Annotated in this window: 17 protein-coding genes; 10 read left to right on the top strand and 7 right to left on the bottom strand. The window is 72.1% G+C overall.

Annotated elements, in window-relative coordinates:
* Positions 1 to 232 precede the first annotated feature (232 nt).
* The 3 genes from K2F47_RS05665 to K2F47_RS05655 all read left to right on the top strand — a co-directional run bounded on the left by K2F47_RS05665 (position 233) and on the right by K2F47_RS05655 (position 3,941).
* The gene (locus tag K2F47_RS05665) at positions 233 to 1,153 is read left to right on the top strand and encodes a hypothetical protein (RefSeq protein ID WP_242901654.1); all 921 of its coding nucleotides are present in this window, start codon (positions 233 to 235) and stop codon (positions 1,151 to 1,153) included.
* A gap of 230 nt (positions 1,154 to 1,383) precedes the next feature.
* Entirely contained in the window at positions 1,384 to 2,814 is a 1,431-nt protein-coding gene (locus K2F47_RS05660; protein WP_242901653.1) for a hypothetical protein, read from the top strand.
* Between the two features lie 515 nt (positions 2,815 to 3,329).
* Positions 3,330 to 3,941, top strand: a complete 612-nt coding sequence (locus K2F47_RS05655; RefSeq protein ID WP_242901652.1) for a DUF4870 domain-containing protein — start codon at positions 3,330 to 3,332, stop codon at positions 3,939 to 3,941.
* Here the strand turns inward: K2F47_RS05655 and K2F47_RS05650 are convergent.
* On the bottom strand, positions 3,934 to 4,710 hold the full coding sequence (locus K2F47_RS05650; RefSeq protein WP_242901651.1) for a Uma2 family endonuclease: 777 nt from the start codon (positions 4,708 to 4,710) through the stop codon (positions 3,934 to 3,936). The genes K2F47_RS05655 and K2F47_RS05650 overlap by 8 nt on opposite strands.
* Before the next feature lie 57 nt (positions 4,711 to 4,767).
* Positions 4,768 to 6,606, bottom strand: a complete 1,839-nt coding sequence (gene lepA, locus K2F47_RS05645; RefSeq protein WP_242901650.1) for a translation elongation factor 4 — start codon at positions 6,604 to 6,606, stop codon at positions 4,768 to 4,770.
* Positions 6,607 to 6,841: 235 nt separating this feature from the next.
* Between lepA and rpsT the strand changes: the two genes are divergently transcribed.
* Both rpsT and K2F47_RS05635 read left to right on the top strand, forming a co-directional pair.
* Positions 6,842 to 7,111, top strand: coding sequence for a 30S ribosomal protein S20 (gene rpsT / locus K2F47_RS05640; protein WP_242901649.1), 270 nt, complete (start codon positions 6,842 to 6,844; stop codon positions 7,109 to 7,111).
* Positions 7,112 to 7,157: 46 nt separating this feature from the next.
* Positions 7,158 to 7,691 (top strand): RNA 2'-phosphotransferase, encoded by a 534-nt coding sequence (locus K2F47_RS05635; RefSeq protein WP_242901648.1) that lies wholly within the window; start codon positions 7,158 to 7,160, stop codon positions 7,689 to 7,691.
* Positions 7,692 to 9,225: 1,534 nt separating this feature from the next.
* Here the strand turns inward: K2F47_RS05635 and holA are convergent.
* From holA to hflX, 5 genes are all read right to left on the bottom strand, one after another.
* Positions 9,226 to 10,179 (bottom strand): DNA polymerase III subunit delta, encoded by a 954-nt coding sequence (gene holA, locus K2F47_RS05630; protein ID WP_242901647.1) that lies wholly within the window; start codon positions 10,177 to 10,179, stop codon positions 9,226 to 9,228.
* A gap of 879 nt (positions 10,180 to 11,058) precedes the next feature.
* On the bottom strand, positions 11,059 to 13,164 hold the full coding sequence (locus tag K2F47_RS05625; RefSeq protein WP_242901646.1) for a ComEC/Rec2 family competence protein: 2,106 nt from the start codon (positions 13,162 to 13,164) through the stop codon (positions 11,059 to 11,061).
* Between the two features lie 470 nt (positions 13,165 to 13,634).
* On the bottom strand, positions 13,635 to 14,354 hold the full coding sequence (locus K2F47_RS05620) for a ComEA family DNA-binding protein (protein WP_242901645.1): 720 nt from the start codon (positions 14,352 to 14,354) through the stop codon (positions 13,635 to 13,637).
* Positions 14,355 to 14,511: 157 nt separating this feature from the next.
* Positions 14,512 to 15,726 (bottom strand): imidazolonepropionase, encoded by a 1,215-nt coding sequence (hutI, locus tag K2F47_RS05615; protein WP_242901644.1) that lies wholly within the window; start codon positions 15,724 to 15,726, stop codon positions 14,512 to 14,514.
* A gap of 501 nt (positions 15,727 to 16,227) precedes the next feature.
* Positions 16,228 to 17,658, bottom strand: a complete 1,431-nt coding sequence (gene hflX / locus K2F47_RS05610; RefSeq protein WP_372490822.1) for a GTPase HflX — start codon at positions 17,656 to 17,658, stop codon at positions 16,228 to 16,230.
* A gap of 308 nt (positions 17,659 to 17,966) precedes the next feature.
* Here hflX and aceB point away from each other — a divergent pair, with 308 nt between their 5' ends.
* From aceB to K2F47_RS05585, 5 genes are all read left to right on the top strand, one after another.
* The gene (gene aceB / locus K2F47_RS05605) at positions 17,967 to 19,574 is read left to right on the top strand and encodes a malate synthase A (protein ID WP_242901643.1); all 1,608 of its coding nucleotides are present in this window, start codon (positions 17,967 to 17,969) and stop codon (positions 19,572 to 19,574) included.
* Positions 19,575 to 19,694: 120 nt separating this feature from the next.
* The gene (locus K2F47_RS05600) at positions 19,695 to 21,143 is read left to right on the top strand and encodes an FAD-linked oxidase C-terminal domain-containing protein (RefSeq protein WP_242901642.1); all 1,449 of its coding nucleotides are present in this window, start codon (positions 19,695 to 19,697) and stop codon (positions 21,141 to 21,143) included.
* 74 nt (positions 21,144 to 21,217) lie between these two features.
* Positions 21,218 to 22,336: an FAD-binding oxidoreductase gene (locus tag K2F47_RS05595; protein WP_242901641.1), complete on the top strand. Its 1,119-nt coding sequence runs from the start codon at positions 21,218 to 21,220 to the stop codon at positions 22,334 to 22,336.
* Entirely contained in the window at positions 22,336 to 23,622 is a 1,287-nt protein-coding gene (locus K2F47_RS05590; protein ID WP_242901640.1) for a (Fe-S)-binding protein, read from the top strand. The genes K2F47_RS05595 and K2F47_RS05590 overlap by 1 nt, the downstream gene beginning before the upstream one ends.
* A 448-nt stretch (positions 23,623 to 24,070) precedes the next feature.
* On the top strand, positions 24,071 to 24,598 hold the full coding sequence (locus K2F47_RS05585) for a hypothetical protein (RefSeq protein WP_242901639.1): 528 nt from the start codon (positions 24,071 to 24,073) through the stop codon (positions 24,596 to 24,598).
* Positions 24,599 to 24,604: the final 6 nt, after the last annotated feature.

Genomic DNA, 24,604 nt, shown 5'->3' with positions numbered 1-24,604 from the left:
GCGGACGGGGCGGGCACGTCCCCCGTCACGACCGCTGACCCCCGACCGTACCGACATCTCCGGCCAGGCTGAACCGCGACCGCCGTGTCGCGGCGAAACCGGCACGCCGGGACGGGTCGCACGCGGGACGATCTTGGTCGAGCCGGGCGCGGGATCCCCGGGTTCGCCGGGGCGCGCCGGGACAGGCCCGAATGGAGCGTGCTGTGCCGCTTGGCCGGATAGGGTCGTCCGAATGCGGAATGAGGAGGCGGACGGGGGGCGGGTGCCCGCGCGTGTCCTGCTGCGCGGCGAGCCGGACGGCTGGCACTGCGTGGTCGTGACCGGCTCGGGCGCCGAGCGGCGCTGGAACCTCTCCGGGGCCGGGACGGGGTGGCAGACGCGCGAGGGCGGGTTCGGCCCCGAGCCGCCGTGGTGGCGCCGCCGCCTGTGCGAGACCGCCGACGCGCTCCGCGAGGCCGTCGCCGAACGGCTGACCGACACGACGTTCCGCGAGCTGGGCGCGGAGGCCGCGATCACCTGGTTCGCGCTGGAGGAGCCCGTCGAGTGGGAGGGCCTGGTCACGCTGCACGAGCCCGACCCCGCGCGGTTCCCCGGCCGCGTCCCGCCGTTCGTGATCACGCTCGATCCCGGCCGCGGCGCCCTGCTGCCGGACGCCGACCTGCTGTTCTCCACCCTCGCCCCGGACGCCTGGGCCACGCTGACCGCGCTCGCCGAGCGGTGCGGCGCGCCACCGCCCGAGTCCTCGTTCCTGTGCGGCTGGGCCGGGCACCGCAGCGTCCGGGTCGGCCGCGGGCGGCTCGCGCTGTCCAGCGAGCGCGGCGAGGACGGCACCGAGCGGCTCGCCGAGATCTTCGGAACCCGCCGCCCCGGCTGGAGCGGCAACCCCGAGCTGCGGCTGCGGCTGGACGGCATCGACCTGCTCGACGAGCCCGCGACCGACGTCGTCACGCTGCTCTCCGGCCTCGGCCACGAGATCGTCCGGCGCGGCCGGACGGTACGGCTGCCCGCGATCGGCCTGACCCTCTACGAACCCGAACGCGACCCCGTCCCCGGATCGCCGGCGGCTCACGCGGCGGCGGACGGCACGGAGCGCTTCGCGGGCGTGGCACTCCGCCTCCCCAGCGCCCTGGCCGCCGTCCGCACCCTCGCCTGAGCCTTCGAGCGCCCGCTCTTGGCTTCCATCCTCGGACCGCGGACCTGACCTCTGCCTGAACGGCCGTCTTTGCCTGGGCGACGTCCGTCCTTACCTGAGGGCCACACTTTTGTTTGGCGGCTCTCCCCCCGTCCGACGTCCGTGTCCTTGCTCGACGGCCACGGTTCCGACATGCGCGAGGGACTGGGCCGTCACCCGGACGCAACCCCGCCGTCCTAGCTTCGCCGATCATGAGAAGCCGCGCGCGTCACGCCGCACTCGAACCGACCGGCCGCGCCCTGATCGGCACGGCCCTGACCGCCGCCGCCCTGCTGGCCGTCCCGCTCACGGCCGCCCCCGCCCACGCCGCACCGGCGCCGGGCACCCTCACACTGCACCGGGGCGGCCCCGCCCGGTCGCTGCACTACACCGCCCGCCGCGACGGGGAGGCCGTGATCGGCTTCACCGCCGCCGCTCCCGGCGTGTCCTGGGCCCGCAAGGGCGCCGAGGCGGCCGTGGTGTCCGTCGCGGTGGACGGCCGGCACGTGACCGACCTCGTCGTCCCCTCGTCCGACCCGACGCCGCGCAGCCTCGGCCTCGGCCACCTGCGGCGCGGCGGGCACCGGGTGACGCTGCGGTTCGCCCGCGGCAGCGCCCCCGCCGCGCGCCGCGTGACGCTCGCGCACACCCGCGTCCGGACGCCGTCCGCCGACCAGACCGTGCTGCGGCACGCGCCCGTCGTCATCGGACGGACGATCGGCCAGCTCAACGACCCCTACCAGAACGCCACCACCGACACCCCGTTGATCGCCTGGCACGAGACCAGGCCCGCGACCACGCCGGGGCACCGGATCATCGAGTACTCGGTCGTGTGGAGCAACGAGGACGGCGGCACCGACACGCCCGCGCTCATGGCCCGCTGGGGACGCACGACCGACATCGAGTGGATCTACCGGGTCGAGGTCGACGCGTCCGGCCGGCGCGTGGACGGCACCGGCGTCTACCAGGCGCCCGAGCACGCCACGCTGAAGTTCACCGGCCGCTACGAGGACGACCACCCGCTGCTCCAGACGTGCACCTTGAACAACAACATGTGCGACGTGATCACCAAGGACGCGCCGCTGCGCTTCCTCCCGGACGTGACCGCGACCCGTCCGGACGGGCGCACCCGGGAGGTCGTGATGGACCGCGAGCCGTGGACGTACCGCGTCATGGCGCAGGAGATGATCCGCGAGGGCAAGATCGAGAAGCCGTCCGACCCGTCCACGCCTGCGGTCGGGGACCAGCGCACCTACCTGTTCGTCGAGTTCGCCAAGACGACCGGGAAGCCGACGGGGACCGGCTCCGCCCCGGGTGTGGCGCTCGGGGTGCGGCTGAAGTCCGACCCGTCCAGGCTCTACCGGTCCGACCACGACCAGCCGACCTGGTCGATCGAGCGGGACGGCGCCGCCGCCACGACCGTCGAGCTGCCGGAGGGGACGACGGTCGCCGACATCGCGAGCGTCGAGGCGATCCGCCGCCCGGTCGGGATCGGCGACAACGGCGCGCCCGCGACCGTCACCGCCGTCAACCGCGGCTTCTTCCTGGACGGTTCGTACCTGCCCCGCCCGTCCGGCATCACCTGGACGGGGTCGATCACGGTGACGCGGGACCAGCCGTCCGCCGTCCTGTGGAGGCCGTGACCCAAGACCTCAACTGTCACGCGGGCCCGTAGCCGACCGGGAAGAGCGCGAGGCGATCCCGCGCCCGCCAAGGCACGGTCACGTCCCAAGCCGCCAGGCGAGGAACGTGACCGTGCCTTCACAAACCCAGCCACAAGGCGAGGGCCCCGGGCCGTGCCTTCACAATGGCAACCGCCAGGCGAAGGACGCGGTCCGAGCCTCCATGCACACAACCGCCAGGCGACGATCCCGGGCCGAAACCTTCACGCACATAGCCCCAGGCGAGGAACGCGGGCCGGGGCTCCCATGCATACAACCCTCAGGCGTGGGGACGCGGGCCGGGCCTTCACGCACACAGCCGCCAGGCGAGGAACGCGGGCTGGGGCTCCATGCACACAACCGCCAGGCGAGCTCGCTGGGCCGAACTTGAAACAAACACAGCGGAACCGGTGCGAACTTCGTGCGCGTCCAAGGAGTCGTACACTTCGCCAATAGTTGCCAACAGCTTCGCTCAGCGAAATCGGAGGACACCCGCCATGGCCTACGGGCCTCCCCCGTCGCCCGGCCAGGGTCAGCAGCCCGGATGGCAGCAGCAGCCGCAGCAGGACTCGCCGTGGCAGCAGCCGCAGCAGTCGCAGTCGCCGTGGCAGCAGCCACCGCAGCAGCAAGGGTCCCAGTGGCAGCAGCAGCCCGGCTCCCAATGGCAGCAGCCCGCGCAAGGATCATCCCCCTGGCAGCAACCACAGCAGCCGGGCACGGCATGGCAGCAGCCGGGGCAGGGGCAGGGCGGCACGTCGCCGTTCCCCGGGCACGAGGGTCCCGTTAGCGACGACGACAAGACGTGGTCGCTCATGGCCTACCTGGGCCAGTTCCTCGTCGGCGCGATCGCGCCGGCGATCGTCTACTTCGGCAAGGCGGGCTCGCCGTACGTGCGCCGGCACGCCGCGCAGGGCCTCAACATGGGGCTCGCGGCGATCGCCGTGTGGTTCGTCGGCGGGCTGCTCTCGCTGGCGGTCCAGGTGCTGATCTGGGCACCGCTGCTGTTCACCGCCGCCGTGATCTTCTTCCTCGTCTACGCGGCGCGGGCGGCGAACCGGGGCGAGTTCCGCAAGGTCCCGTCCGTGGTGGCCTGGCCCATCCTCAAGTAGCCGCCTCCGTCGCCTCGGCGGGCCGACCGGCGTCCGACTCGGGCGCCGGGAGGACGGTCATCGTTCCCGGCTCCCCCGGCGCCTGGTCGAGCCTGACCACCCGGCCCGGGTAGACGGCCTGGGCGGCGCGCACGTCCCGCTCGTCCCAGACGCCGTAGAAGACCGGGCAGCCGTCCCACAGCTCGACCTTCTCCGCGCCGGTCGGCCAGCGGCGGCCGAAGGCGTCGAGGAGGATCGGCTCCCCGGCGGGCGGCAGGTCGGGGCCGTTCTCCTGGGCGAGGACGTCGGGCATGGCGGCTCTCCTTCTCGGGGTGACGCGGCGCGGCGGCCGGAAGATCTCCTGCGGCGCGAGGTCGATGACGAACGGCCGGGTCAGCCGCAGCGAGCCGCCCCACGGCACCCGCTCGGCCGTGTACCGCCCGTCGGCGGACAGCGCGTGGACGACCAGCTCCGGCTCGGCGTCACCGGCGTCCACCACCCAGTACGCCTGGACCCCGGCCCGCGCGTACAGGTCCCGCTTGGCGCCGAGGTCGGCGGCGCGCGAGACCGGCGATGCGACCTCGACCGCCAGGACCGGCGCGCCCACGATGTAGGGGAGGTCGCCCTCGATCTGCTCCTTGCGGAACACCATGAGGTCGGGACGCAGGCGGGTGCCGTCGCCGAGGCGCGCCCCGAACCGGGTCAGGCACTCCTGGCCCGGTTCCTGCGCCAGCCCGAGGGGCACCACGAGGTCCGACACGAGGAACTGGTGCAGCATCGCATTGCTCACGACACCCAGTGTCCATGCGTACGCGCTACGTCACCACCGGTTCGGTGGGATTCGGGGCTACTTCCTGCCCTTGTCCGTGGACTCCCCGCCGCCGGTGGACAGCGCGGCGACGAAGGCCTCCTGCGGGACGTCCACCCGGCCGATGGTCTTCATCCGCTTCTTGCCCTCCTTCTGCTTCTCCAGCAGCTTGCGCTTGCGGGAGATGTCGCCGCCGTAGCACTTGGCGAGGACGTCCTTGCGGATGGCGCGGATGTTCTCCCGCGCGATGATGCGCGCGCCGATCGCCGCCTGGATCGGCACCTCGTACTGCTGGCGCGGGATCAGCTCCTTGAGCTTCGCGGTCATCATCAGCCCGTACTCGCGCGACTTGTCGCGGTGGACGATCTGGCTGAAGGCGTCGACCGACTCGCCCTGGAGCAGGATGTCGACCTTCACGAGGTCGGACTCCTGCTCGCCGCTCGGCTCGTAGTCGAGCGAGGCGTACCCGCGCGTCCGCGACTTGAGCTGGTCGAAGAAGTCGAAGATGATCTCCGCGAGGGGCAGCGTGTAGCGGATCTCGACGCGGTCCTCCGACAGGTAGTCCATGCCGAGCAGCGTCCCGCGCCGGCCCTGGCACAACTCCATGATCGCGCCGATGTGCTCGGCCGGGGACAGCAGCGTCGCCTTGACGATCGGCTCGTACACGTCGCCGATCTTGCCCTCGGGGAACTCGCTGGGGTTGGTGACGACGTGCTCCGACCCGTCCTCCATGACGACGCGGTACACCACGTTCGGCGCGGTCGAGATCAGCGACAGGTCGAACTCGCGCTCAAGCCGCTCCCGGACGATCTCCATGTGCAGCAGCCCGAGGAATCCGCAGCGGAACCCGAACCCGAGCGCCGCCGAGGTCTCCGGCTCGTAGATCAGCGCGGCGTCGTTCAGCCGCAGCTTGTCGAGCGCGTCGCGCAGCTCCGGGTACTGGTCGCCGTCCACCGGGTACAGGCCGGAGAACACCATGGGCTTCGGGTCCTGGTAGCCGCCGAGCGCCTGGGGCGCGACCCGGCTCGCGCCGGTGACGGTGTCGCCCACCCGGGCCTGCCGGACGTCCTTCACCCCTGTGATCAGGTAGCCGACTTCGCCGACCCCGAGCCCCTGGACGGGCTTGGGCTCCGGGGAGATCACGCCGACCTCCAGCGTCTCGTGCGCGGCGCCCGTCGACATCATCAGGCTCTTCTCGCGCCGCGACAGCCGCCCGTCGATGATCCGGACGTAGGTGACCACGCCCCGGTAGGTGTCGTACACCGAGTCGAAGATCAGCGCCCGCGCCGGCCCGTCGGGGTCGCCGACCGGAGCCGGCACCTCCTGGACGATCTTGTCGAGCAGCTCCCGGACGCCCTCGCCGGTCTTCCCCGACACCCGCAGCACGTCGGACGGGTCGCAGCCGATGATCCCGGCCAGTTCCTCGGCGTACTTGTCCGGCTGCGCCGCGGGCAGGTCGATCTTGTTCAGCACCGGGATCAGGTGCAGGTCGGCCTCGAGCGCCAGGTACAGGTTCGCCAGCGTCTGCGCCTCGATGCCCTGCGCCGCGTCCACCAGCAGCACCGCGCCCTCGCACGCCGCCAGCGACCGCGACACCTCGTAGGAGAAGTCGACGTGCCCGGGCGTGTCGATCAGGTTGAGGACGTGCCCGACGCCGCCCGCCTCCCAGGGCAGCCGCACCGCCTGGCTCTTGATCGTGATTCCGCGCTCGCGCTCGATGTCCATGCGGTCGAGGTACTGCGCGCGCATCTGGCGCTCCTCGACCACCCCCGTCAACTGGAGCATCCGGTCGGCGAGCGTCGACTTGCCATGGTCGATGTGCGCGATGATGCAGAAGTTGCGGATGATCGCGGGATCGGTCGTGTCAGGCGCTGGCACCGGGGTCCGTTTCGAAACTCACAGGTGGACATGGATCTGTAACCTCCATGGTCCCATGCCGGACGCGATGCTCCGTGCACGTCCCGGTTTGGGGAGCCGCCCGACGCTTGGTAGGCTGTGCGACTGCGTGTGGCGTAGCGTCGTGCCCCGGGGCACCGTCCGCCCCCGTCAGACATTCGTCGGAGCCCGCCATCGCGCGCGGGCCAGGATCGCAACCAAGCTGAGGCACTACGACGTGGCTAACATCAAGTCCCAGATCAAGCGCAACAAGCAGAACGAGAAGGCTCGCCTGCGCAACAAGGCCGTCAAGTCCGAGCTGAAGACGGCGATCCGCAAGTTCCGCGAGGCCGCCGAGGCCGGCGACGTCGACCAGGCCACCGCCGCGCAGCGGCACGCGGCCCGCAAGCTCGACAAGGCCGCCAGCAAGGGCGTCATCCACAAGAACCAGGCCGCCAACCGCAAGTCGGCGATCGCCCGCCAGGCCGCCGCCCTCCAGGCGAAGTAAGGCCGCACGTCCCGGGGCCGGCCGCGCGCCGGCCCCGACGCACGTCATGGACGAACGACGGCTGGTGAGGATCTCCAAGTACCTCGCCAAACACCTCAGACACGACCCCGAGCGGATCGGCCTTACCCTCGACCCCGCGGGCTGGGCCGACGTCCCCGCCCTCCTCGCGGCCGCCGCACACCACGGCTTCCCCTTCACCCGCGCCGAACTGGAACACGTCGTGGCCGCCAACGACAAACGGCGCTACGCCCTCGACGGCGACCGGATCCGCGCCGTCCAGGGCCACTCGATCGACGTGGACCTGGCCCACCCCGAGGCCACTCCCCCAGAGTTCCTGTACCACGGCACCGTGGCCCGCTTCCTCCCGGCGATCCGCCGCGAGGGCCTACGACCCATGAACCGCCATGCCGTCCACCTCTCCCCCGACCGCGAAACGGCCCACGCCGTAGGCTCCCGCCGCGGCAACCCGGTCATCCTGACCATCCAGTCCGCCCGCATGTCCGCCGCCGGCCACACCTTCCACCTGAGCCCGAACGGCGTATGGCTGACCCCCCACGTCCCCCCGGAATACCTGACCTAACCCCACCCCCACACACCCAAAGCTGAGGCGCAAGGGCGTAAGGCCCAAGCCACAAGGCCCGGGACGCGAAGCCCGAAACGCAAGATCCGAGCCCCGAGCCAGAGCCCGAACCCGAGACGCGGACCGCGAGCCACGAAGCCGAGACGAGCCGCGAAGCGCGAGCCCGAGGCTCGAGACGCGAGGGCCGCGCAGCCGGTTCACCTAGGCCCCGAGCCTAAGACGCGAGATCGAAGGCCCAAGACCCGAGCCCAAGACGCGGGCCGCCGCGCATGGGCTGCGGGGCGCGGGACCAAGCCCAGAGGGCGGGCCCGAGACGAGGCGCGAAGCCCGAGCCCGAGACGCGGTGCACAAGCCCGTAATGCGGACGCGAGGCACGAGCCGAGACGCGGGGCCCGAGGCCCGAGGCCCGGGCAGGCGAGACACAAAATGCGAAGCCCAAGGTCTCCGGGACGCAATGTCCGAGCCCTAGAGCCGAAATCCGAGACCCCGGGCCCGAGGCGCGAGGCGGGAACGCGAAACCCGGGACGCGAGACGCGGGGCACGAGGCCCGAGACGCGAGACGCGAAGCCCGAGACGCGAAGCCCGAGCCCGAGACGCGGGGCGCAGGGCGCAGGGCACAGGGCACGGGCTCAAGCCCGGCGCGCGGGGCGCGGACCCGGGGCCCGCAGGGCGCGGGCCCGAGCCCGGGCGCGGAACGCGAGCCCGATACGTGAAGCACGAGCCCGTAACACGGACGCCAGGCCCGAGGCCCTGGCAAGCGAGGCACAGAACGCGAAGCCCAAGGTCCGGAACTCGGAACCAGAGCCCGAGACGCGAGACCACGGGCCAGAGCCCAAGGCGCGAGGCGGGGGAGGCGAGACGGTGAACCCCAGACCCGAGCCCGGGACGCGACGACCAGCGGGCATGGCCAGGGCAAGCGACCAATGCTCAGGCGCGAGGCGCGAGGCCCGGGATGCGAAATCCGAGGCCCCGGGCCCGAGCCCGAGCCCGAGGCGCGGGCCGCAGGCCGCGAGGCGCGGGCCCGAGACGAGGCGGGAAGCACGAGCCCGAGACGTGGACGCGAGGCCGGGCGGGCGGACGGGCGAGGTACAAAACGCGAACCCAAGGGCCGGGACGCGAAGCCCAGGCCCCGCACGCGAGATCCGAGACCCCGGCCCGAGCCCGAGGCGCGAGGCGGAGGACGCACAGCCCGGGCCGCGAGGCGAGAAGTCCGAGACCCGAGCCGAGACACGAGTCCGGGGCCGCAAGACCCAGGGCGCGAGACACGGGCGCGAGACACGGGCGCGAGACACGGGCGCGAGACTTGAACTGGGGGCGCGAGAGCCGTAGCCCGAGGCGCGAGGGCGGGGCTAGGCAGTGATTCAAAATCCCGACGCCCCTCTCGCCTGGCGGCTTGGGGTGTGACCGTGCCTTGGCGGGCGGGGCATCGCTTCGCAATCCCCGCGGGGGCTCGTCTCCGGAGGATCACCTCCCCCTTCGCCCTACCGGTCAACTGCGCGCCCGCGTGACCGCTGAGGCTGCTTCGAAATACGCCCTAGCCGCGGGCGGCGACGATGTCGGCGACCGTCTTCTCCAGGGCGTAGGCGGGATCGGCGGCGCCGCCCTTGACCTGGGCGTCGGCCTCGGCGACCGCGGCCAGTGCGCGGGCGACCCCGTCGGCTGACCAGGCGCGCAGTTGCTTCTGCACACGGTCGATCTTCCACGGCGGCATGCCCAGGTCCTTGGCGAGCGCCGCACCGCGAGCGCCGCGAGGGGCGCCACCGACCTTGGCCAAGCCGCGGACGCCCTGGGCGAGCGCGCTGACGATCAGCACCGGTGCCACACCGGTGGCGAGCGCCCACCGGAGTTGCTCCAGGGCATCGGCGAGGCGGCCTTCGATCGCTTTGTCCGCCACTGTGAATCCGCTGACCTCGGCACGGCCCCGGTAGTACTGGGCGACCGCCGCGTCATCGACCTTCCCACCGGTGTCGGCGACCAGCTGGCTACACGCGGCGGCGAGCTCCCGCAGATCGTTCCCGACGGCGTCCAGCAGGGCGCGTGCGCCGTCCGGTGAGACCTTTCCGCCCGCCCTGCGGATCTCCGCGCGTACGAAGTCGACGCGCTCCCCCATCTTGCTGATTTTGGGGCACGAGATTTTGTGTGCCTTGAGCTTCGTCAGCCCGTCCACAAGCGCCTTGCCCTTGGCACCTCCGTGGTGGACGGCGACGAGAACAACATCGTCGGCCGGTGTTTTCGCGTAGTTGAGCACCTCCGCCGTGAGGTCCTTCCCGAGGTCCTGCGCCGACCTCAGCACGAGAACCTTCCCGCCGCCGAAGAGCGAGGGCGAGGTCATCTCCGCGAGCCGCCCAGGCTCCAGCCCGCCCGGACCCAGGTCGGTCACCTCGGCCTCGGGATCCCCTGCCCGCACGGACGCGACGATGTCGCCGACCGCCCGGTCCACCAGCAGTTCCTCGTCGCCCACGATCAGGATGATGGCCTCAACAGACACCCCAGCAGCATGCCACGCCCGCCCTCCCTCCCGCGCCACCCAGCCCAAGTCGACCACGACGCCTTCGGTCACCGACCTCGGCTTCCCACGCCGAGAACCCGATGCCCAGCCCGACCGACCTGCCCGACCGATCTGCCTGAGTCCTGCGGTCGGATCCCCGTCAGGCCCGGCGGTCGGGACCCCGCCCAAGTCCAGGCGTTCAGATCCTCGTCCAGACCCTGCACTCAGGTCTCCGCCCCTGCATTCAGGTCCCCGTCCTCGATGGGAGGGGCATGGCGCGGGGCAATGTCGGTCGGACACTGGGTCCCGCGGGCGTGGCGGCGGCCTTGCTCGGAAGCCGGCGGCCCGCGTCGGAGGCAACGCTTACTCGGACGCCCATTCCCGGGCCGCGCCGACGGATTCGCTCGGAAGCCAGCGGCTCAGATCGGAAGCAACGTTGCTCGGGGGTCTAATCCCCGGGGTCCCGGCAGCGGCCTTGTTCGGAAGCCAGCGGCTCGGGTCGGAGGCAATGTTTGCTCGGGCGTCTAAGCCCCAGGGTGCGCCGACGGCCTTGCTCAGAAGTTGGCGGTCCGGATCGTCGGGCTGGGGGCAGGGGCTCGTTCACCGACCTGGACGAGGTATGGCGGGTCCGGCCCTGGGGCCGTTCTGGGCAGGCGTGCCAGTCTGCGATCGCTCACCGGCCGACGCGGTTGGTGGGCAACGTGGAGCGGCGGAGGGTTCACGACTGGCTCGTTCTACGCTGCGGTACCTTCCAGCCGGTCCGGTTGGCGTTGCGTTTGCCCTGGCCTGGCAGGGCGGACGAATTGTCGGACGAGGCGGCAGGATGATGACGTTCGTTGATCGGTGGCATCGGACGGGGTGCATGCGGTTTCCTCCATTTCAGTGGCGAGGGACGGCCGCTATGCCACTGGCTGTGCGGATCATGGCGACGTCGCCCTCCTTGTCGGTGCGGTGTACCTGGGTGTGGAGGCGTTTCAGCAGGTCGAGGGTGAAGGCGGACGGGTGGCCGTAGTCGTTGCGGGCGCCGACCGAGATGAGGGAGATCGAGGCGTGGGCGGCGGCCAGGAAGTCTGGAAGTTGGCTCCGGGAACCGTGGTGCGGGACTTTCAGCACCTGCACGCGCGGGACGTCCTCCAGCAGGGCTCCCTGGGCCTCGATCTCGACGTCGCCTGCCAGCAGGGCGCTGAAGCCGGGTCTTCGCGCGACCAGGACGACGCTGGTGTTGTTGATGGTCGTGCCGTCGTCGCCGGGTGTGAGGGCGGGGGCGGTGGTCCGGGGGCCGAGGACGGCGAGCGTGAGAGCGCCGACCGTCCATTGCTGACCAGCGAGGGCGGAGCGAGGAGCAAGGCCGGACATGAGGCGCGCCTCGCGGCCGGAAGTGCGTGGGGTCGTGAGGATCTCGTGGACGGTGCGGCCGTGACGGACACCGGACGTGCCGTTGATGTGGTCGGCATGCGGGTGCGTCAGCACGAGTAGCGGGACGTCCCGGACGCCCAGTCGTCGCAGGCAGGCGTCGACCGGAGCGGGCTCCGGGCCGGTGTCCACGACGACGGCCTGTCCCGGACCGGCGGCCAGGGCCAGGGCGTCGCCTTGGCCGACGTCGCAGGCGACCATCTGCCATCCGGGCGGGGGCCAGCCGGGGGCCAGGAGGCGCAGGGCGATAACGGCGGTCAGCACGCCGACCATGGCTGCGGCCGCGATCAGGCGTAGTCGTGGGCTGCGCAGGACCAGGACGGCGACGCCGCCGGCGAGCAGGACGGTGACGGCGCCGAATCCGCCGGGCGACCAGGGGATCGTGGCGTACGGGAGATGAGCGGCCGTTCTGGCGATCCAGGTGATCCAGCCGACCGCGAATCCGGCGGGCCACGCCAGGACGCGGGCGACTGGCATTGAGACGAGCGCGGTGACGGCGGTGAGGGCGCCGAGGAGGGTGGCCGGGGCCACGGCGGGCGCGGCGAGCAGGTTCGCGAACACCGAGACGACGCCCAGTTCTCCGGAGAGCATCACCAGCACCGGGGCCACCGCCACCTCCGCGGCGGCCGTGACGGCGAGCGCGTCCGCGAGGGGGCCGGGCAGTCGGCGGGCGAGCCGTTCTCGCCAGGACGGGGCCAGGACGAGCAGGCCGGCGGTCGCCAGGACCGAGAGCGCGAACCCGTACGACCGCGCCAGGACGGGGTCGATCAGGATCAGCAGCAGGACGGCCGCGCCGAGGGCGGGCAGGCCGTGACGCTGGCGGCCCGTGAGCAGCGCGAGCAGGCCGATCAATCCCATGACGGTCGCGCGCAGCACGCTCGGCTCCGGCCGTGCGATCACGACGAACGCGAACACCGCGAGCGCCGCGAGGGGCGGGGCGCGCCGCCGTCCCACTCCCGTGAGGCGACAGAGGCCGAGCACGGCGCCGATGACGATCGCCAGGTTCGCGCCGGACACCACCAGCAGATGTGTGAGACCGGCGGTCCTGAACTCCTCGGCGAGCCCAGGGGCCAGCCGGGAGGTGTCGCCGACGACCATGCCAGGGAGCACGCCGCGCTGGTCGGCGGGGAGGTGCTCGACCGCCGCGCGGAGCCGGGCGCGGACGTGTTCGGCGGCGCGCTGAAGGGCGGACGGCCTCCCGAGGATGGTGGGCGGACCTCTGACGATCACGACCGCAGCGAGCAACTCGGCCCTGCGCGGCGTCCGGAATCCGCCGTGGAGGCGAACACGCTGACTGGGGACGAGGTGCAGCCAGCCGGGATCAGCTGCGATCAGCAGCACCGGAACCCGCACCTTCGCGCGCGTCACCGCCTCCACGCGCGCCCGCAGAATGATCAGGGGTCTGCTCTCGCCCGGCTTGGACTGGGGGTCGCCCGTGATGACGGCCTCGGCCGTCGCCGAACGCCCGGACCGGGCCAGGTCGCGAACCGGCCCCGTCCCAACGGCGCTCGACCGCAGCGCCACCCCGGCCGCGGACGCCGCCGCGCACATGAGGATCACCCCCGCCAGCAACCGACGTCCTCCCAACTCTCGCCACGCGGGCAGCAACGCCGAGAGCCGGTCGAACAAGCGCAGATGCCGACGGATCGTCCCGTCGGCGCGGCGGGCCGGGCGCTGCTCGTTTTCTGCTGTGTTGCTTGGACCTTTTGGGCGGTGGGAGGTGTTGGGGGGAGGTGGATAGTTGGGGGGTTGTGGGGCGGGCGGCTCGTTGTTGAGGTGGGGTGGGGTGTGCTCTGTGTGGGGTGGTTGTGCGGGGCTTGCAGGTGGGGTGTTGGTGGGGGCTGGTGTGGGGCGGGTGGGGAGCTTGGGGGGTTGGTGGGTGGGGGCGGCGGGTGGGGGGTCGGGGGTGGTTAGGAGGTAGGTGGCTGTGAGAGTTGCTAGGGCTGCCAGGGTGTAGGTGAGCGTCGGGGGGAGGCCGATGGTGAGGGCGGCTGTGAGCCAGGTGGCCAGGGCCGGGGCGAGCAGGCGGAGGTCGGCGGGCCTCATACGCGGACCATCGCTTTGAGATCGGCGAAGCGGCGGGCGCCGATGCCGTTGACCTCCTGGAGCTGGTCGACCGAGCGGAAGCCGCCCTGCCGCGTCCTGTAGTCGATGATGCGCTGGGCCAGGACGGGGCCGACGCCGGGTAGCTGGTCGAGTTGTTCGACGGTCGCCGTGTTGAGGTCGAGGGGCGTGCTGCCCGGTGCCCCGGGCGAGGCCGATGGGGACGGGGCGACGGCGCCGGGGGCGGGCGAAGGTGTGCGGACGCCGACCGGGATCTGCTCGCCGTCGACGACCTTGCGGGCGAGGTTGAGCGAACCCGTTCCCACGCCCGGCCGGACGCCGCCCGCGGCCCTGATCGCCTCGGCGACGCGGGAGCCGGACGGCAGCGTGATCACGCCGGGGTGCCGGACCTTGCCGAGGACGTGGACGGCGACCGTGGAGGCCGCCGTCCCGGTCGTCGAGGCGGCCGGGGACGGGTCGTTCGACAGGGAGGCCGTCGCCGGCGAGGAGGCGGGGGCGGCCTGCGGGCGCGGGCGGGCCAGCAGCAGGTAGCCGGCGGCCACCAGGGCGGCGACCACCGCGACGGCGACGAGGACGCGGACGTGGGAGCGCTCGGGGCTCGCGCGTAAGCGGGCGGCGGGCGGTTCCTCCGGTGGATCGGCGGCGATCTTCAAGCGCTCGCGCGGGGACGGCCGACGATCTTGATCGCTGTCTCTCATGCGTCCGACGCTAGGCGCGGCGTCGCGGCACCGGAAGGTGGTCGGTACATTGTGGATAACTCTCCGCGACCACCGCACGGAAAGCCCGAATCGTCCTGGTCAGGGACTGCCGCGTTCAGCTACGGCACGCGTTCATGGACGCGGCGGCAGGGTGGACTCAGGGCTGGACGGGCGTGCCGCCTCGCCAGACGCGGAGGGCCCGGAGGCCGAAGGCCCAGGCGAACGCGCCCTCGTGGTCGGCGTCCCACAGGACGATGTCGGCGAGCATGCCCGGGGCCAGGGAGCCGCGGTCGCCGACGCGGAGGGCGGCGGCTCCGCCGAGGGTGGCGGCGCGGAGGGCCTCGGTGACGCTGAGGCCGAACATGGCGACGGACAGGCCGATGACGAGCGGCATGGACGTGATGCCGCACTGGCCCGGGTTGTGGTCGGTGCCGAGGGCGACGGTGACGCCGCGGTCGATCATCTGCCGGACGGGTGCCGGGGCGCGGCTGCTGTTGAGGGCGCTGCCGGGGCAGACGGTGGCGGTGACGCCGGCGTGGGCGAGGGCCTTGATGTCGTCGTCGTTGGCCTGGGTGAGCAGGTCGGCGGAGGCGCAGCCGACCTCGGCGGCGACCTGTGCGGCGCCGACGCGCTCGTTGGCGCAGGCGTGCATGCGGGCCTTGAGGCCGGCGCGCTTGCCGGTGAGCAGCAGGGCGCGGGCCTCCTCGGCGGTGAAGTGGCCCTCGTCGCAGTAGACGTCGATGCTGTCGGCGCCCGCGACGGCGGCGTCGCCCGCCCAGAGGCGGACGGCCTCGATGTAGTCGCGGCGGCGGCCGAAGAACTCGGGCGGCAGGATGTGCGCGGCGAGGAAGGTCGCGTGGATGCGCGGCATGGACGGTTCGCCCTCGAGCGAGCGCAGCATCCGGATATCGGCGAGTTCGCCGTCGCGGGTGAGGTGGTAGCCGGTCTTGGCCTCGACGGTGGTGGTCCCGGCGAGGATCCACTGGCGGAGGCGTTCGCGGACGCCGTTGCACAGCGTCCAGGGGTCGGTGCCCCGGGTCACGGTGACGGTGGAGTTGACGCCGCCGCCCGCGGCCGCGATGGCGGAGTGAGACGAGCCGCTGGTGCGCATGGCGAGTTCGGCCCAGCGGTTGCCCGCGTACACCGGGTGCGAGTGCGCGTCGATGAGGCCGGGGGTGACCAGCCCGCCGCCGAGGTTCTCCACGTGGTCGACGTCGACGATGTCGTCGATGATGCCGGGGACGCTCTGCGGCAGGTCGGACGCGGCGCCGGCCCAGACGATCCGGTCGTCGTGGATGAGCACGGCGGCGTTGCTACAGACGTCGGTCCCCGTCCAGAGCCTGCCGATGTTCGTCAACAGCCGTACCGTCATCGGGTCACCGACCTGGGTGGAGCGAGGCGCCGTGGGGCGCTGGGACGGACGCCGTGGAGGGGCGTCCCGTGTCGCCGTGGGGGCCCGCAGCGGACGGGCTCCGGAAGTGGCCCTGGGTGGGGCGTGGTGCGCCGCCTGCTCTCGTGCCGGTGCGGGGACGTGCCATGGACTGGGCCACCTGCTCTCGATCCGAAACGCCGACTGGATGCCGGCGAATCACCGCTGGAGGGTCGGGTGGTCGTGCGACCACCACTGGCAACGAGACCGGAGATATCGGTTTCGTCACGGTAGTGCACTGAAGGCCCGTCCGACAACCTCTGGTCGTACCGCATCGACAGCCATCACCCCAGCCCCTTAGCTCTACGACCGTACGGAATCCAACGGCACCGTCAAGCCAAATGGAGAAGCTGTCACCGTTCGGCGACCAGGACGAGGCATCGACCCGCTTTCGGACGCGTCCGAAAGCGGGTTACGGTCCTTTGGTCTGACCTGGGACGACTGTCAGACGGTCGGGGCCAGAACCTCGTAGGGGGACAGTTCCCCGGCGAGGTCGCCCGGCACCCGGGCATGCAGCATAGTGCCCTCGGCGACATGTTCCTGCTTCAACACCTCGCCGCGCTCGTGCACCTGCGCGACCAGCGCGCCGCGGTCGTAGGGCACCAGCGCGTGGAGCTCGCTCTCCAGGCCGGGCAGGGCCGCCTCGACCGCCTCGCGCAGCTCCTCGATGCCGAAGCCGGTGCGGGCGGAGACGACGACGCTGCGCGGCTCGCGGCGCTGGAGGCGGGCGAGGGCCAGTTCGTCGGCGGCGTCGGCCTTGTTGATGACGACCAGCTCGGGGATCTCTGCGGCGCCGATCTCGCGCAGCACCTCGCGGACGGCGTCGAGCTGCGCCTCGGGGTCGGGGTCGGAGCCGTCCACGACGTGCAGGACGAGCCCGGCGTCGGCGACCTCCTCCAGCGTCGAGCGGAACGCCTCGACGAGCTGGTGCGGCAGGTGCCGGACGAACCCGACCGTGTCGGCGAGCGTGTAGGCGCGGCCGCCGGGCGTCTCGGCGCGCCGGACCGTGGGGTCGAGGGTGGCGAACAGGGCGTTCTCCACCAGCACCCCGGCGCCGGTGAGCCGGTTGAGCAGGGACGACTTGCCGGCGTTGGTGTAGCCGGCGATGGCGACGGCGGGCACCGCGTTGCGGCGCCGCTCACCGCGCTTGGTGTCGCGGGCCTTGGACATCTCGGCGATCTGGCGGCGCAGCTTGGCCATCCGGGTGCGGATCCGGCGCCGGTCCAGCTCGATCTTGGTCTCGCCGGGGCCGCGGCCGCCGATGCCGACGCCGCCCGCGGCGCGCCCGCCGACCTGCCGGGACAGGTTCCCGCCCCAGCCGCGCAGGCGCGGCAGGAGGTAGTCGAGCTGGGCGAGCTCCACCTGGGCCTTGCCCTCGCGGCTCTTGGCGTGCTGGGCGAAGATGTCGAGGATCAGCGCGGTCCGGTCGATGACCTTGACCTGGACGGTCTCCTCCAGGTGCCGGAGCTGGCTCGGCGCCAGCTCGCCGTCGCAGATGACGGTGTCGGCGCCGGTGGAGATGACGATGTCGCGCAGTTCGGCCGCCTTGCCGGAGCCGATGTAGGTCGCGGGGTCGGGACGGGACCGGCGCTGGACGAGGCCCTCCAGCACCTCCGAGCCCGCCGTCTCGGCGAGGAGCGCGAGCTCGCGCAGGGAGTTCTCGGCCGTCTCGGCCGTGCCCTCCGTCCACACGCCCACGAGGACGACCCGCTCCAGCCGCAGCGCGCGGTACTCGACCTCGGTGACGTCGGTCAGTTCGGTCGACAGCCCGGCGACGCGGCGCAGGGCCTTCCGGTCTTCGAGGTCGAGTTCGCCCGTCATGGGCTCGAAGTCGGTCTCGGCCGGTTTCTGGTTCACAGAGAAAGGTTGAGTCATATGTCCTCGGTTGAACGCCGCGGCGCGGCTTTATCTTCCCCGCGATCGTCTCACGGCCCACAGGGGCGGTCACGCGAATATCACCCCTGGGTTGGCGCGTGCGCGCGGGCAGGGCGGTGGCGCTTCCGGGTACTGCGGCGGGGGTAGCGGTTGGCACGTGTGCGCGCGGGCAGGGCATGCGGGCGGGACGAGGCGTGCCAGTGCGTACCAGGGCGCGCCAGCAGACCCCCGCTTGGACCGGCCCCTGGTCGAACACGTAACATCTTCACGAGGCAGAAACAGAATTTCGCTGTACGAAAGGCGCGCTGATGGCTGCACTGGAAGGAATCGAGGTGACCGGGCCGCTCGGGGACCGGTACGAGGAGATCCTGACGCCCGAGGCGCTCGGCCTGCTCGCCGCCCTGCAACGCGAGTTCGGCGCGCGGCGCCGGGAGCTGCTCCTGGCCCGGGCCGAGCGGCAGCGCAGGCTGTCCGAGGGCGGGACGTTGGACTTCCTGCCCGAGACCGCGTCCGTCCGGGAGGACGCCGCGTGGCGTGTCGCCGAGCCCGCGCCGGGCCTCGTGGACCGCCGCGTCGAGATCACCGGCCCGACCGACCGGAAGATGACCATCAACGCGCTCAACTCGGGCGCGAAGGTGTGGCTGGCCGACTTCGAGGACGCCAACACGCCGCTCTGGAACAACATGGTCGAGGGCCAGCTCAACCTCCGGGACGCCCTGGACCGCACGCTCGACTTCACCGACGCGCGGACCGGCAAGTCCTACGCGCTCAAGGATGACGCGGAGCTCGCGACCATCGTCGTGCGGCCGCGCGGATGGCACATGGAGGAGAAGCACGTCCTGGTGGACGGCGAGCCCATGTCGGGGTCGCTTTTCGACTTCGGCCTGTACTTCTTCCACAGCGCGCGGAGGCAGCTCGCCACGGGGAAGGGCCCCTACTTCTACCTGCCGAAGATGGAGAGCCATCTGGAGGCGCGCCTCTGGAACGACGTGTTCAACCTCGCGCAGGACACGCTGGAGATCCCGCGCGGGACGATCCGCGCGACGGTGCTGATCGAGACGATCCCGGCCGCGTTCGAGATGGAGGAGATCCTCTACGAGCTGCGCGACCACTCGGCCGGCCTGAACGCGGGCCGCTGGGACTACCTGTTCTCCGTCATCAAGAAGTTCCGGGACCGGGGCGCGGAGTTCGTGCTGCCGGAGCGGAACGCGATCACGATGACGGCGCCGTTCATGCGCGCCTACACCGAACTGCTCGTCCGGACGTGCCACAAGCGCGGCGCGCATGCGATCGGCGGCATGGCGGCGTTCATCCCGTCCCGGCGGGACGAGGAGGTCAACAAGGTCGCGCTGGAGAAGGTGCGGGCGGACAAGACCCGCGAGTCCGGCGACGGCTTCGACGGGTCGTGGGTCGCCCACCCCGACCTCGTGCCGGTGTGCCGGGAGGTGTTCGACGGCGTGCTCGGCGACCGGCCGAACCAGCGCGACCGGCTCCGCGAGGACGTGCGGGTCTCCGCGTCCGATCTGCTGAACGTCGCGGCGACCCCCGGCGACATCACCGAGGCGGGCCTGCGCAACAACATCGACGTGGCGCTGCGGTATCTCGCGACGTGGCTGGACGGCGCGGGCGCGGTCGCCATCCACAACCTGATGGAGGACGCGGCGACGGCGGAGATCTCCCGCTCGCAGGTGTGGCAGTGGATCTACAACGGGATCTCGCTGAAGGACGGCCCGAAGGTCACCAAGGAGCTGGTGGAGCGCATCCTGGATGAGGAACTGGCCGGAATCCGCGCCGAACTCGGCGACGCGTTCAAGGAGCCGCGCTACAACCAGGCCGTGGCGCTGTTCAAGCAAGTGACCCTGGCGGACGAGTACGCGGAGTTTCTCACCACCCCCGCCTACGAGCGCATGGACTGACCCTGGAGAGATGGACTGACCCTGAAGGGGTGGCTCTTACGGGGAGTCACCTCCGTGGGGTCTTCCTGTAGGTGAGATGGACCTTGCGGGCGTTCCAGGCTCGGGAGGAAGGTGAAAGCGATGGAAACGGAACTCCAGGCGCTCGCCCTGCGCCTCGACGCGCTGCTCGGTCCGGGCCAGGTCATCACCGACCCGGTGCGGTTGCGGACGTACGAGTGCGACGGGTTGACCAACCATCGCGCGTCCCCCGGGATCGTGGTCCTTCCCGACACGGCCGAGCAGACCGCCGCGATCGTGCGGGAGTGCGCGTCCTGCGGCGTTCCGTACGTGGCGCGCGGTTCGGGGACGGGTCTGTCCGGGGGCGCCCTACCGCGCGCGGACGGCGTCCTCATCGTCACCTCCCGGATGCGCAGGATTCTGGAGGTCGACGTCGCGAACCAGCGCGCGGTGGTGGAGCCGGGCGTCATCAACCTGGACGTCACCCGCGCGGCCCGTCCGCAGGGGTACTACTTCGCGCCGGACCCGTCGAGCCAGCAGATCTGCTCGGTCGGCGGGAACGTCGCGGAGAACTCGGGCGGCGCGCATTGCCTGAAGTACGGTTTCACCGCGCATCACGTGCTCGCCTGCGAGGTCGTCACCCCCGACGGGGAGCTGGTGGAGCTTTCCGTGGACGACCCCGGGTACGACCTGCTGGGCGTGTTCGTCGGGGCAGAGGGCACGCTCGGCATCACCACCAAGATCACGGTGCGGTTGACGCGGGTGCCCGAGACCGTCGAGACGCTGCTGGCCGCGTTCGACACGATCGAGGCGGGCGGCGCGGCGGTGTCGGCGATCATCGCGGCGGGGGTGCTGCCGGCGGCGATCGAGATGATGGACGCGCTGTCGATCGAGGCGGCCGAGGCGGCGGTGCGCTGCGAGTACCCGCCCGGCGCGGGCGCGGTGCTGATCGTGGAGCTGGACGGCCCCGGGCCCGAGGTCGCGGCCCAGTTCGCCGAGGTGGAGCGGCTGTGCCGGGACGCGGGAGCGTTCGAGGTCCGGATCGCGGCGGGCGAGGCCGAGCGGGCGCTGATCTGGAAGGGCCGCAAGTCGGCGTTCGCGGCGGTGGGGCGGATCAGCCCGGCCTACATCGTCCAGGACGGCGTGATCCCCCGCACGGCGCTGCCCCGGGTGCTCGCCCGGATCGACGCGCTGTCGGCGGAGTCCGGCGTCCGGGTGGCGAACGTCTTCCACGCGGGGGACGGCAACCTGCACCCGCTGGTGCTGTTCGACGACGCCGAACCCGGCGCGGAGGCGCGCGCGGAGGAGGTGTCCGGCGCGATCCTCGATCTGTGCATCGAGCACGGCGGTTCCATTACGGGCGAGCACGGTGTCGGCGTGGACAAGTCCCGGTACATGCCGCGCATGTTCACCGACACCGATCTGGACACCATGCAGATGGTCCGCTGCGGTTTCGACCCTGCGGGGCTGTGCAACCCGGGCAAGGTGTTCCCCACGCCGCGCATGTGCGGAGAGGTTCCCGGTGTGCGCAAGGGCCCGCACCCCTACGAGGGAAAGGCGGACATCTTCTGATGCGGCCTCTGGACGCGTTGGCGAAGGTTTGTGGTGACGTCCGTCCGGGCGACCCTGCGGAGGGGGTGCTCGGTGTGGAGCCCGCGTTCGTCGCGGCGCCCAAGGACGTCACCGAGGCGGCCGACGTCATGCGGGTCGCAGCGGAAACGGGGCTCGCCGTCGTGCCGCGTGGCGCGGAGACCCGCCTGGACTGGGGAACGCCCCCCGAACGCTGCGATCTGCTCGTGGACACCCACCGGTTGGACGCGGTGGTGGAGCACGCGGACGGTGACCTGGTCGTGAAGGCGCAGGCGGGGCTGCCCGTGGACCGGCTCGGCGAGGTGCTGGCGGACAAGGGCCAACGCCTGGCGCTGGACGTGCCGCTCCCCGGTTCGACGGTCGGCGGCACGATCGCCACTGGCGCGGCCGGGCCGCTCCGGTTCCTGTACGGGACGCCACGGGATCTGGTCATCGGGCTCACGATCGTCCGGGCGGACGGTCAGGTCGCGCGTTCCGGCGGCAAGGTCGTCAAGAACGTCGCGGGGTACGACCTGGGCAGGCTGTTCTGCGGCTCCTACGGGACGCTGGGTCTGATCGTGGATGCGACGTTCCGTCTGCATCCCGTTCCGGCCGCGCGCGCCTGGGTGTCGTGTCCCGTGGACAATGCGGGAGAAGCGTATGAGGCCGTCCAGAGCGTCCTGCACTCCCCCGTGGCACCGGCCGCGGTCGAGTACACCGGCCCTGGGACGGTCACCGTTCTCCTGGAAGGCGTCCCGGACGGTGTCGCCGCACGTACCGGGCAGACCGTCGCCCTCCTCGGCGACAGGGCCCAGGTGTCGGAGACCGCTCCACAGGGGTGGGGCCTGTATCCAGAGGGGACCACGCTCATCGACGTCGCCGCCCCGCCCACGGCGCTCCCCCACCTGCTCACCGCCGTGGACAGGCCGACCGTGACGTGGAGCGGCAGAGGACACGGCCATGTCGGACTTCCCGGTGACATGACGCCGGGTGAGGTGGCCGATCTGCTGCGCGCCCTCCGCGCGGCCCTGGCCCCCCACAAGGGCACCGTAGTCGTCCGGTACGCGCCGCTGGAGGTGCGCGGAGACATCGACTTCTGGGGCCCGCTCCCGGCCCTCGCGCTCATGCGGCGCGTCAAGGACCAGTTCGATCCCGATCGCCGGCTGTCCCCCGGCCGGTTCGTGGGAGGTATCTGATGAGTGCCGACAACGACCTCCCGAAGCTGCTCGACGACTGCGTGCACTGCGGTTTCTGCCTGCCGACGTGCCCGACGTATGTGCTGTGGGGCGAGGAGATGGACTCCCCCAGGGGCCGCATCCACCTCATGGCGCAGCACGCGGAGGGCACGCCCCTCAGCGGGCCGATGGTCGAGCACTTCGACCAGTGCCTGGGGTGCATGGCGTGCGTGACGGCCTGCCCGTCCGGCGTCCAGTACGACCGGCTGATCGAGATGACCCGCGCGGAGGTGGAACGCGAGCATCCGCGTCCGTTGCAGGAGCGGGTCGTACGCGAGGCGATCTTCCGGCTGTTCCCCTACCGGCGGCGGCTCCGCGCGCTGCGCGGGCCGCTGCGCGCCTACCAGCGGACCGGGCTGGACCGCCTCGTCCGCCGCACGGGGCTCCTGGAGCGCCTCTCACCGTCGCTGGCGGCGATGGAGCGGCTCGCCCCGCCCCTCGGCAAGGCCCCCCGGCTCCCGGAGCGTGTCCGGGCGCGTGGGAGCCGCCGCGCCACGGTCGGGATGCTGACCGGCTGCGTGCAGAGCGAGTTCTTCCCGGGCGTCAACACGGCCACGGCGCGCGTCCTGGCGCTGGAGGGCTGCGACGTGGTGATCCCCCGGGCGCAGGGCTGCTGCGGCGCGCTGTCGCTGCACGCGGGCCGCGAGGACGAGGCGCGCGCGTTCGCCCGCCGGACGGTCGCGACGTTCGAGCACGTCGACGTCATCGTCGTGAACGCGGCGGGGTGCGGCTCGGCGATGAAGGAGTACGAGGCGCTGCTCGCGGACGACCCGGCCTGGGCGCGGCGCGCGGCGGCCCTCGCGGGGAAGACCCGGGACCTGGCGGAGTTCCTCGTCGATCTCGGCCCGCGCGCCGAGCGCCGCCCGCTGCCGGTCACCGTCGCCTACCACGACGCCTGCCACCTCGCGCATGCGCAGGGCATCCGCAGCCAGCCCCGCGCCCTTCTGGCGGGCGTTCCGGAACTGACCGTCCGGGAGATCGCCGACCCCGAGATCTGCTGCGGTTCGGCCGGAACCTACAACCTGCTGCAACCGGAGGCCGCCGCCGAGCTGGGCGAGCGCAAGGCGTTGAACGTGGCGGCGACCGGAGCCGAACTACTGGTGGCGGCCAACCCCGGCTGCTCCATGCAGATCGCGACCGCGCTGCGGCGCCGTGGTACCGAGCTCGCGGTCGCGCACACCGCGCAGGTGCTCGACGCGTCGTTGCGCGGGCTCGGCCGCGAAGCCCTCGTGAAGAACGGTTCGTAGGGGGTCAACCGGTCGGTCCAGCCGGATTCCGGCCGGTGGGCGCCCTCCGGCCGTCGATCCGGTCGTCAGGTAGGGTTACTGGCTCCGGTGTGAGGTCGTATTTCCGGACGGACGGAAAACGCCGACCAAGCTTGCCGGAAACGCTGGCCGAGCCCCGCCGAAACGGCCCGAGGAACACGGAACGACCATGCACGACAACCAGCGGCCCCAGGACGGACGGCAGCGATCCGGCCCGTACCCGTACGACCGGCCACCTCACGGGCGACAGCCGCGTCGCCCCAGCTCGCACCGGCGTCGCAAGCGCGCGAGCGCCGGGCGGCTCGGCCTCGCCGGGGCCGTCGCGGGAGCCGTGGGCATCGCCGCCATCGCCGCGGGGATCGTCCTTCTCCGGCCGGACTCGGGCTCTGGCGGCCCGGCCACCGAACCGTCACTCGCCAGTGAGGGCGGTGTGGGCGTCCAGATCGCCTCGGTGCCCGCGCCCAAGGCCGGTGCCCCGCTGAACGTCACCACTCCGGAGGGGTACGGCTACAGTCTCGCCGCCATCAGGGCGGGGACGGACCGGCAGCCGCTGGGCGCCACCCAGGCCCCGCCCTCCGGGACGACCTACGCCTACGCCGACTACGTCCTCACCAACACCCAGCGGCGCCCCGTCCTGCTGGACTTTCCCGCAGACCTGTTCATGCCGAAGGACCGGGTTCCCGCGTCCGCGCAGGAACGGTGCATGCCGCAGGCGGGGATTCCGGACGACATGTGCACGCTCCCCAACCACAGCAAGGTCACCGGGCGTATCGACGGCGCCGGGCCGCCGGTCGAGGACGGGGGCGACACGATGATCCCGGCGGGCGCCTCCTACATCGTGCGGATCGCCTCCGACCTCCCCGTCGAGGACGGCGCGTCCTCGGGCGACCTCCGGCTCTACGTGTGGAACGCCCGCTTCACGAGCGACCGCAAGGGCATCGGGCTCGCCTTCCCCTGACCGTCC

The sequence above is a fragment of the Actinomadura terrae genome, assembly GCF_022751215.1.
GTDB lineage: Bacteria > Actinomycetota > Actinomycetes > Streptosporangiales > Streptosporangiaceae > Spirillospora > Spirillospora terrae.
The sequence above is the reverse complement of the archived record's forward strand: the minus strand, read 5'-3'. Positions and strand labels throughout refer to the sequence as shown.

Coding starts and splice junctions, on each gene's coding strand:
- K2F47_RS05590 (WP_242901640.1), top strand. CDS start 22,336: ATGAGTGCCGACAACGACCTCCCGAAGCTGCTCGACGACTGCGTGCAC.
- K2F47_RS05655 (WP_242901652.1), top strand. CDS start 3,330: ATGGCCTACGGGCCTCCCCCGTCGCCCGGCCAGGGTCAGCAGCCCGGA.
- aceB (WP_242901643.1), top strand. CDS start 17,967: ATGGCTGCACTGGAAGGAATCGAGGTGACCGGGCCGCTCGGGGACCGG.
- K2F47_RS05600 (WP_242901642.1), top strand. CDS start 19,695: ATGGAAACGGAACTCCAGGCGCTCGCCCTGCGCCTCGACGCGCTGCTC.
- hutI (WP_242901644.1), bottom strand. CDS start 15,726: ATGACGGTACGGCTGTTGACGAACATCGGCAGGCTCTGGACGGGGACC.
- K2F47_RS05660 (WP_242901653.1), top strand. CDS start 1,384: ATGAGAAGCCGCGCGCGTCACGCCGCACTCGAACCGACCGGCCGCGCC.
- K2F47_RS05635 (WP_242901648.1), top strand. CDS start 7,158: ATGGACGAACGACGGCTGGTGAGGATCTCCAAGTACCTCGCCAAACAC.
- hflX (WP_372490822.1), bottom strand. CDS start 17,658: ATGACTCAACCTTTCTCTGTGAACCAGAAACCGGCCGAGACCGACTTC.
- K2F47_RS05620 (WP_242901645.1), bottom strand. CDS start 14,354: ATGAGAGACAGCGATCAAGATCGTCGGCCGTCCCCGCGCGAGCGCTTG.
- K2F47_RS05665 (WP_242901654.1), top strand. CDS start 233: ATGCGGAATGAGGAGGCGGACGGGGGGCGGGTGCCCGCGCGTGTCCTG.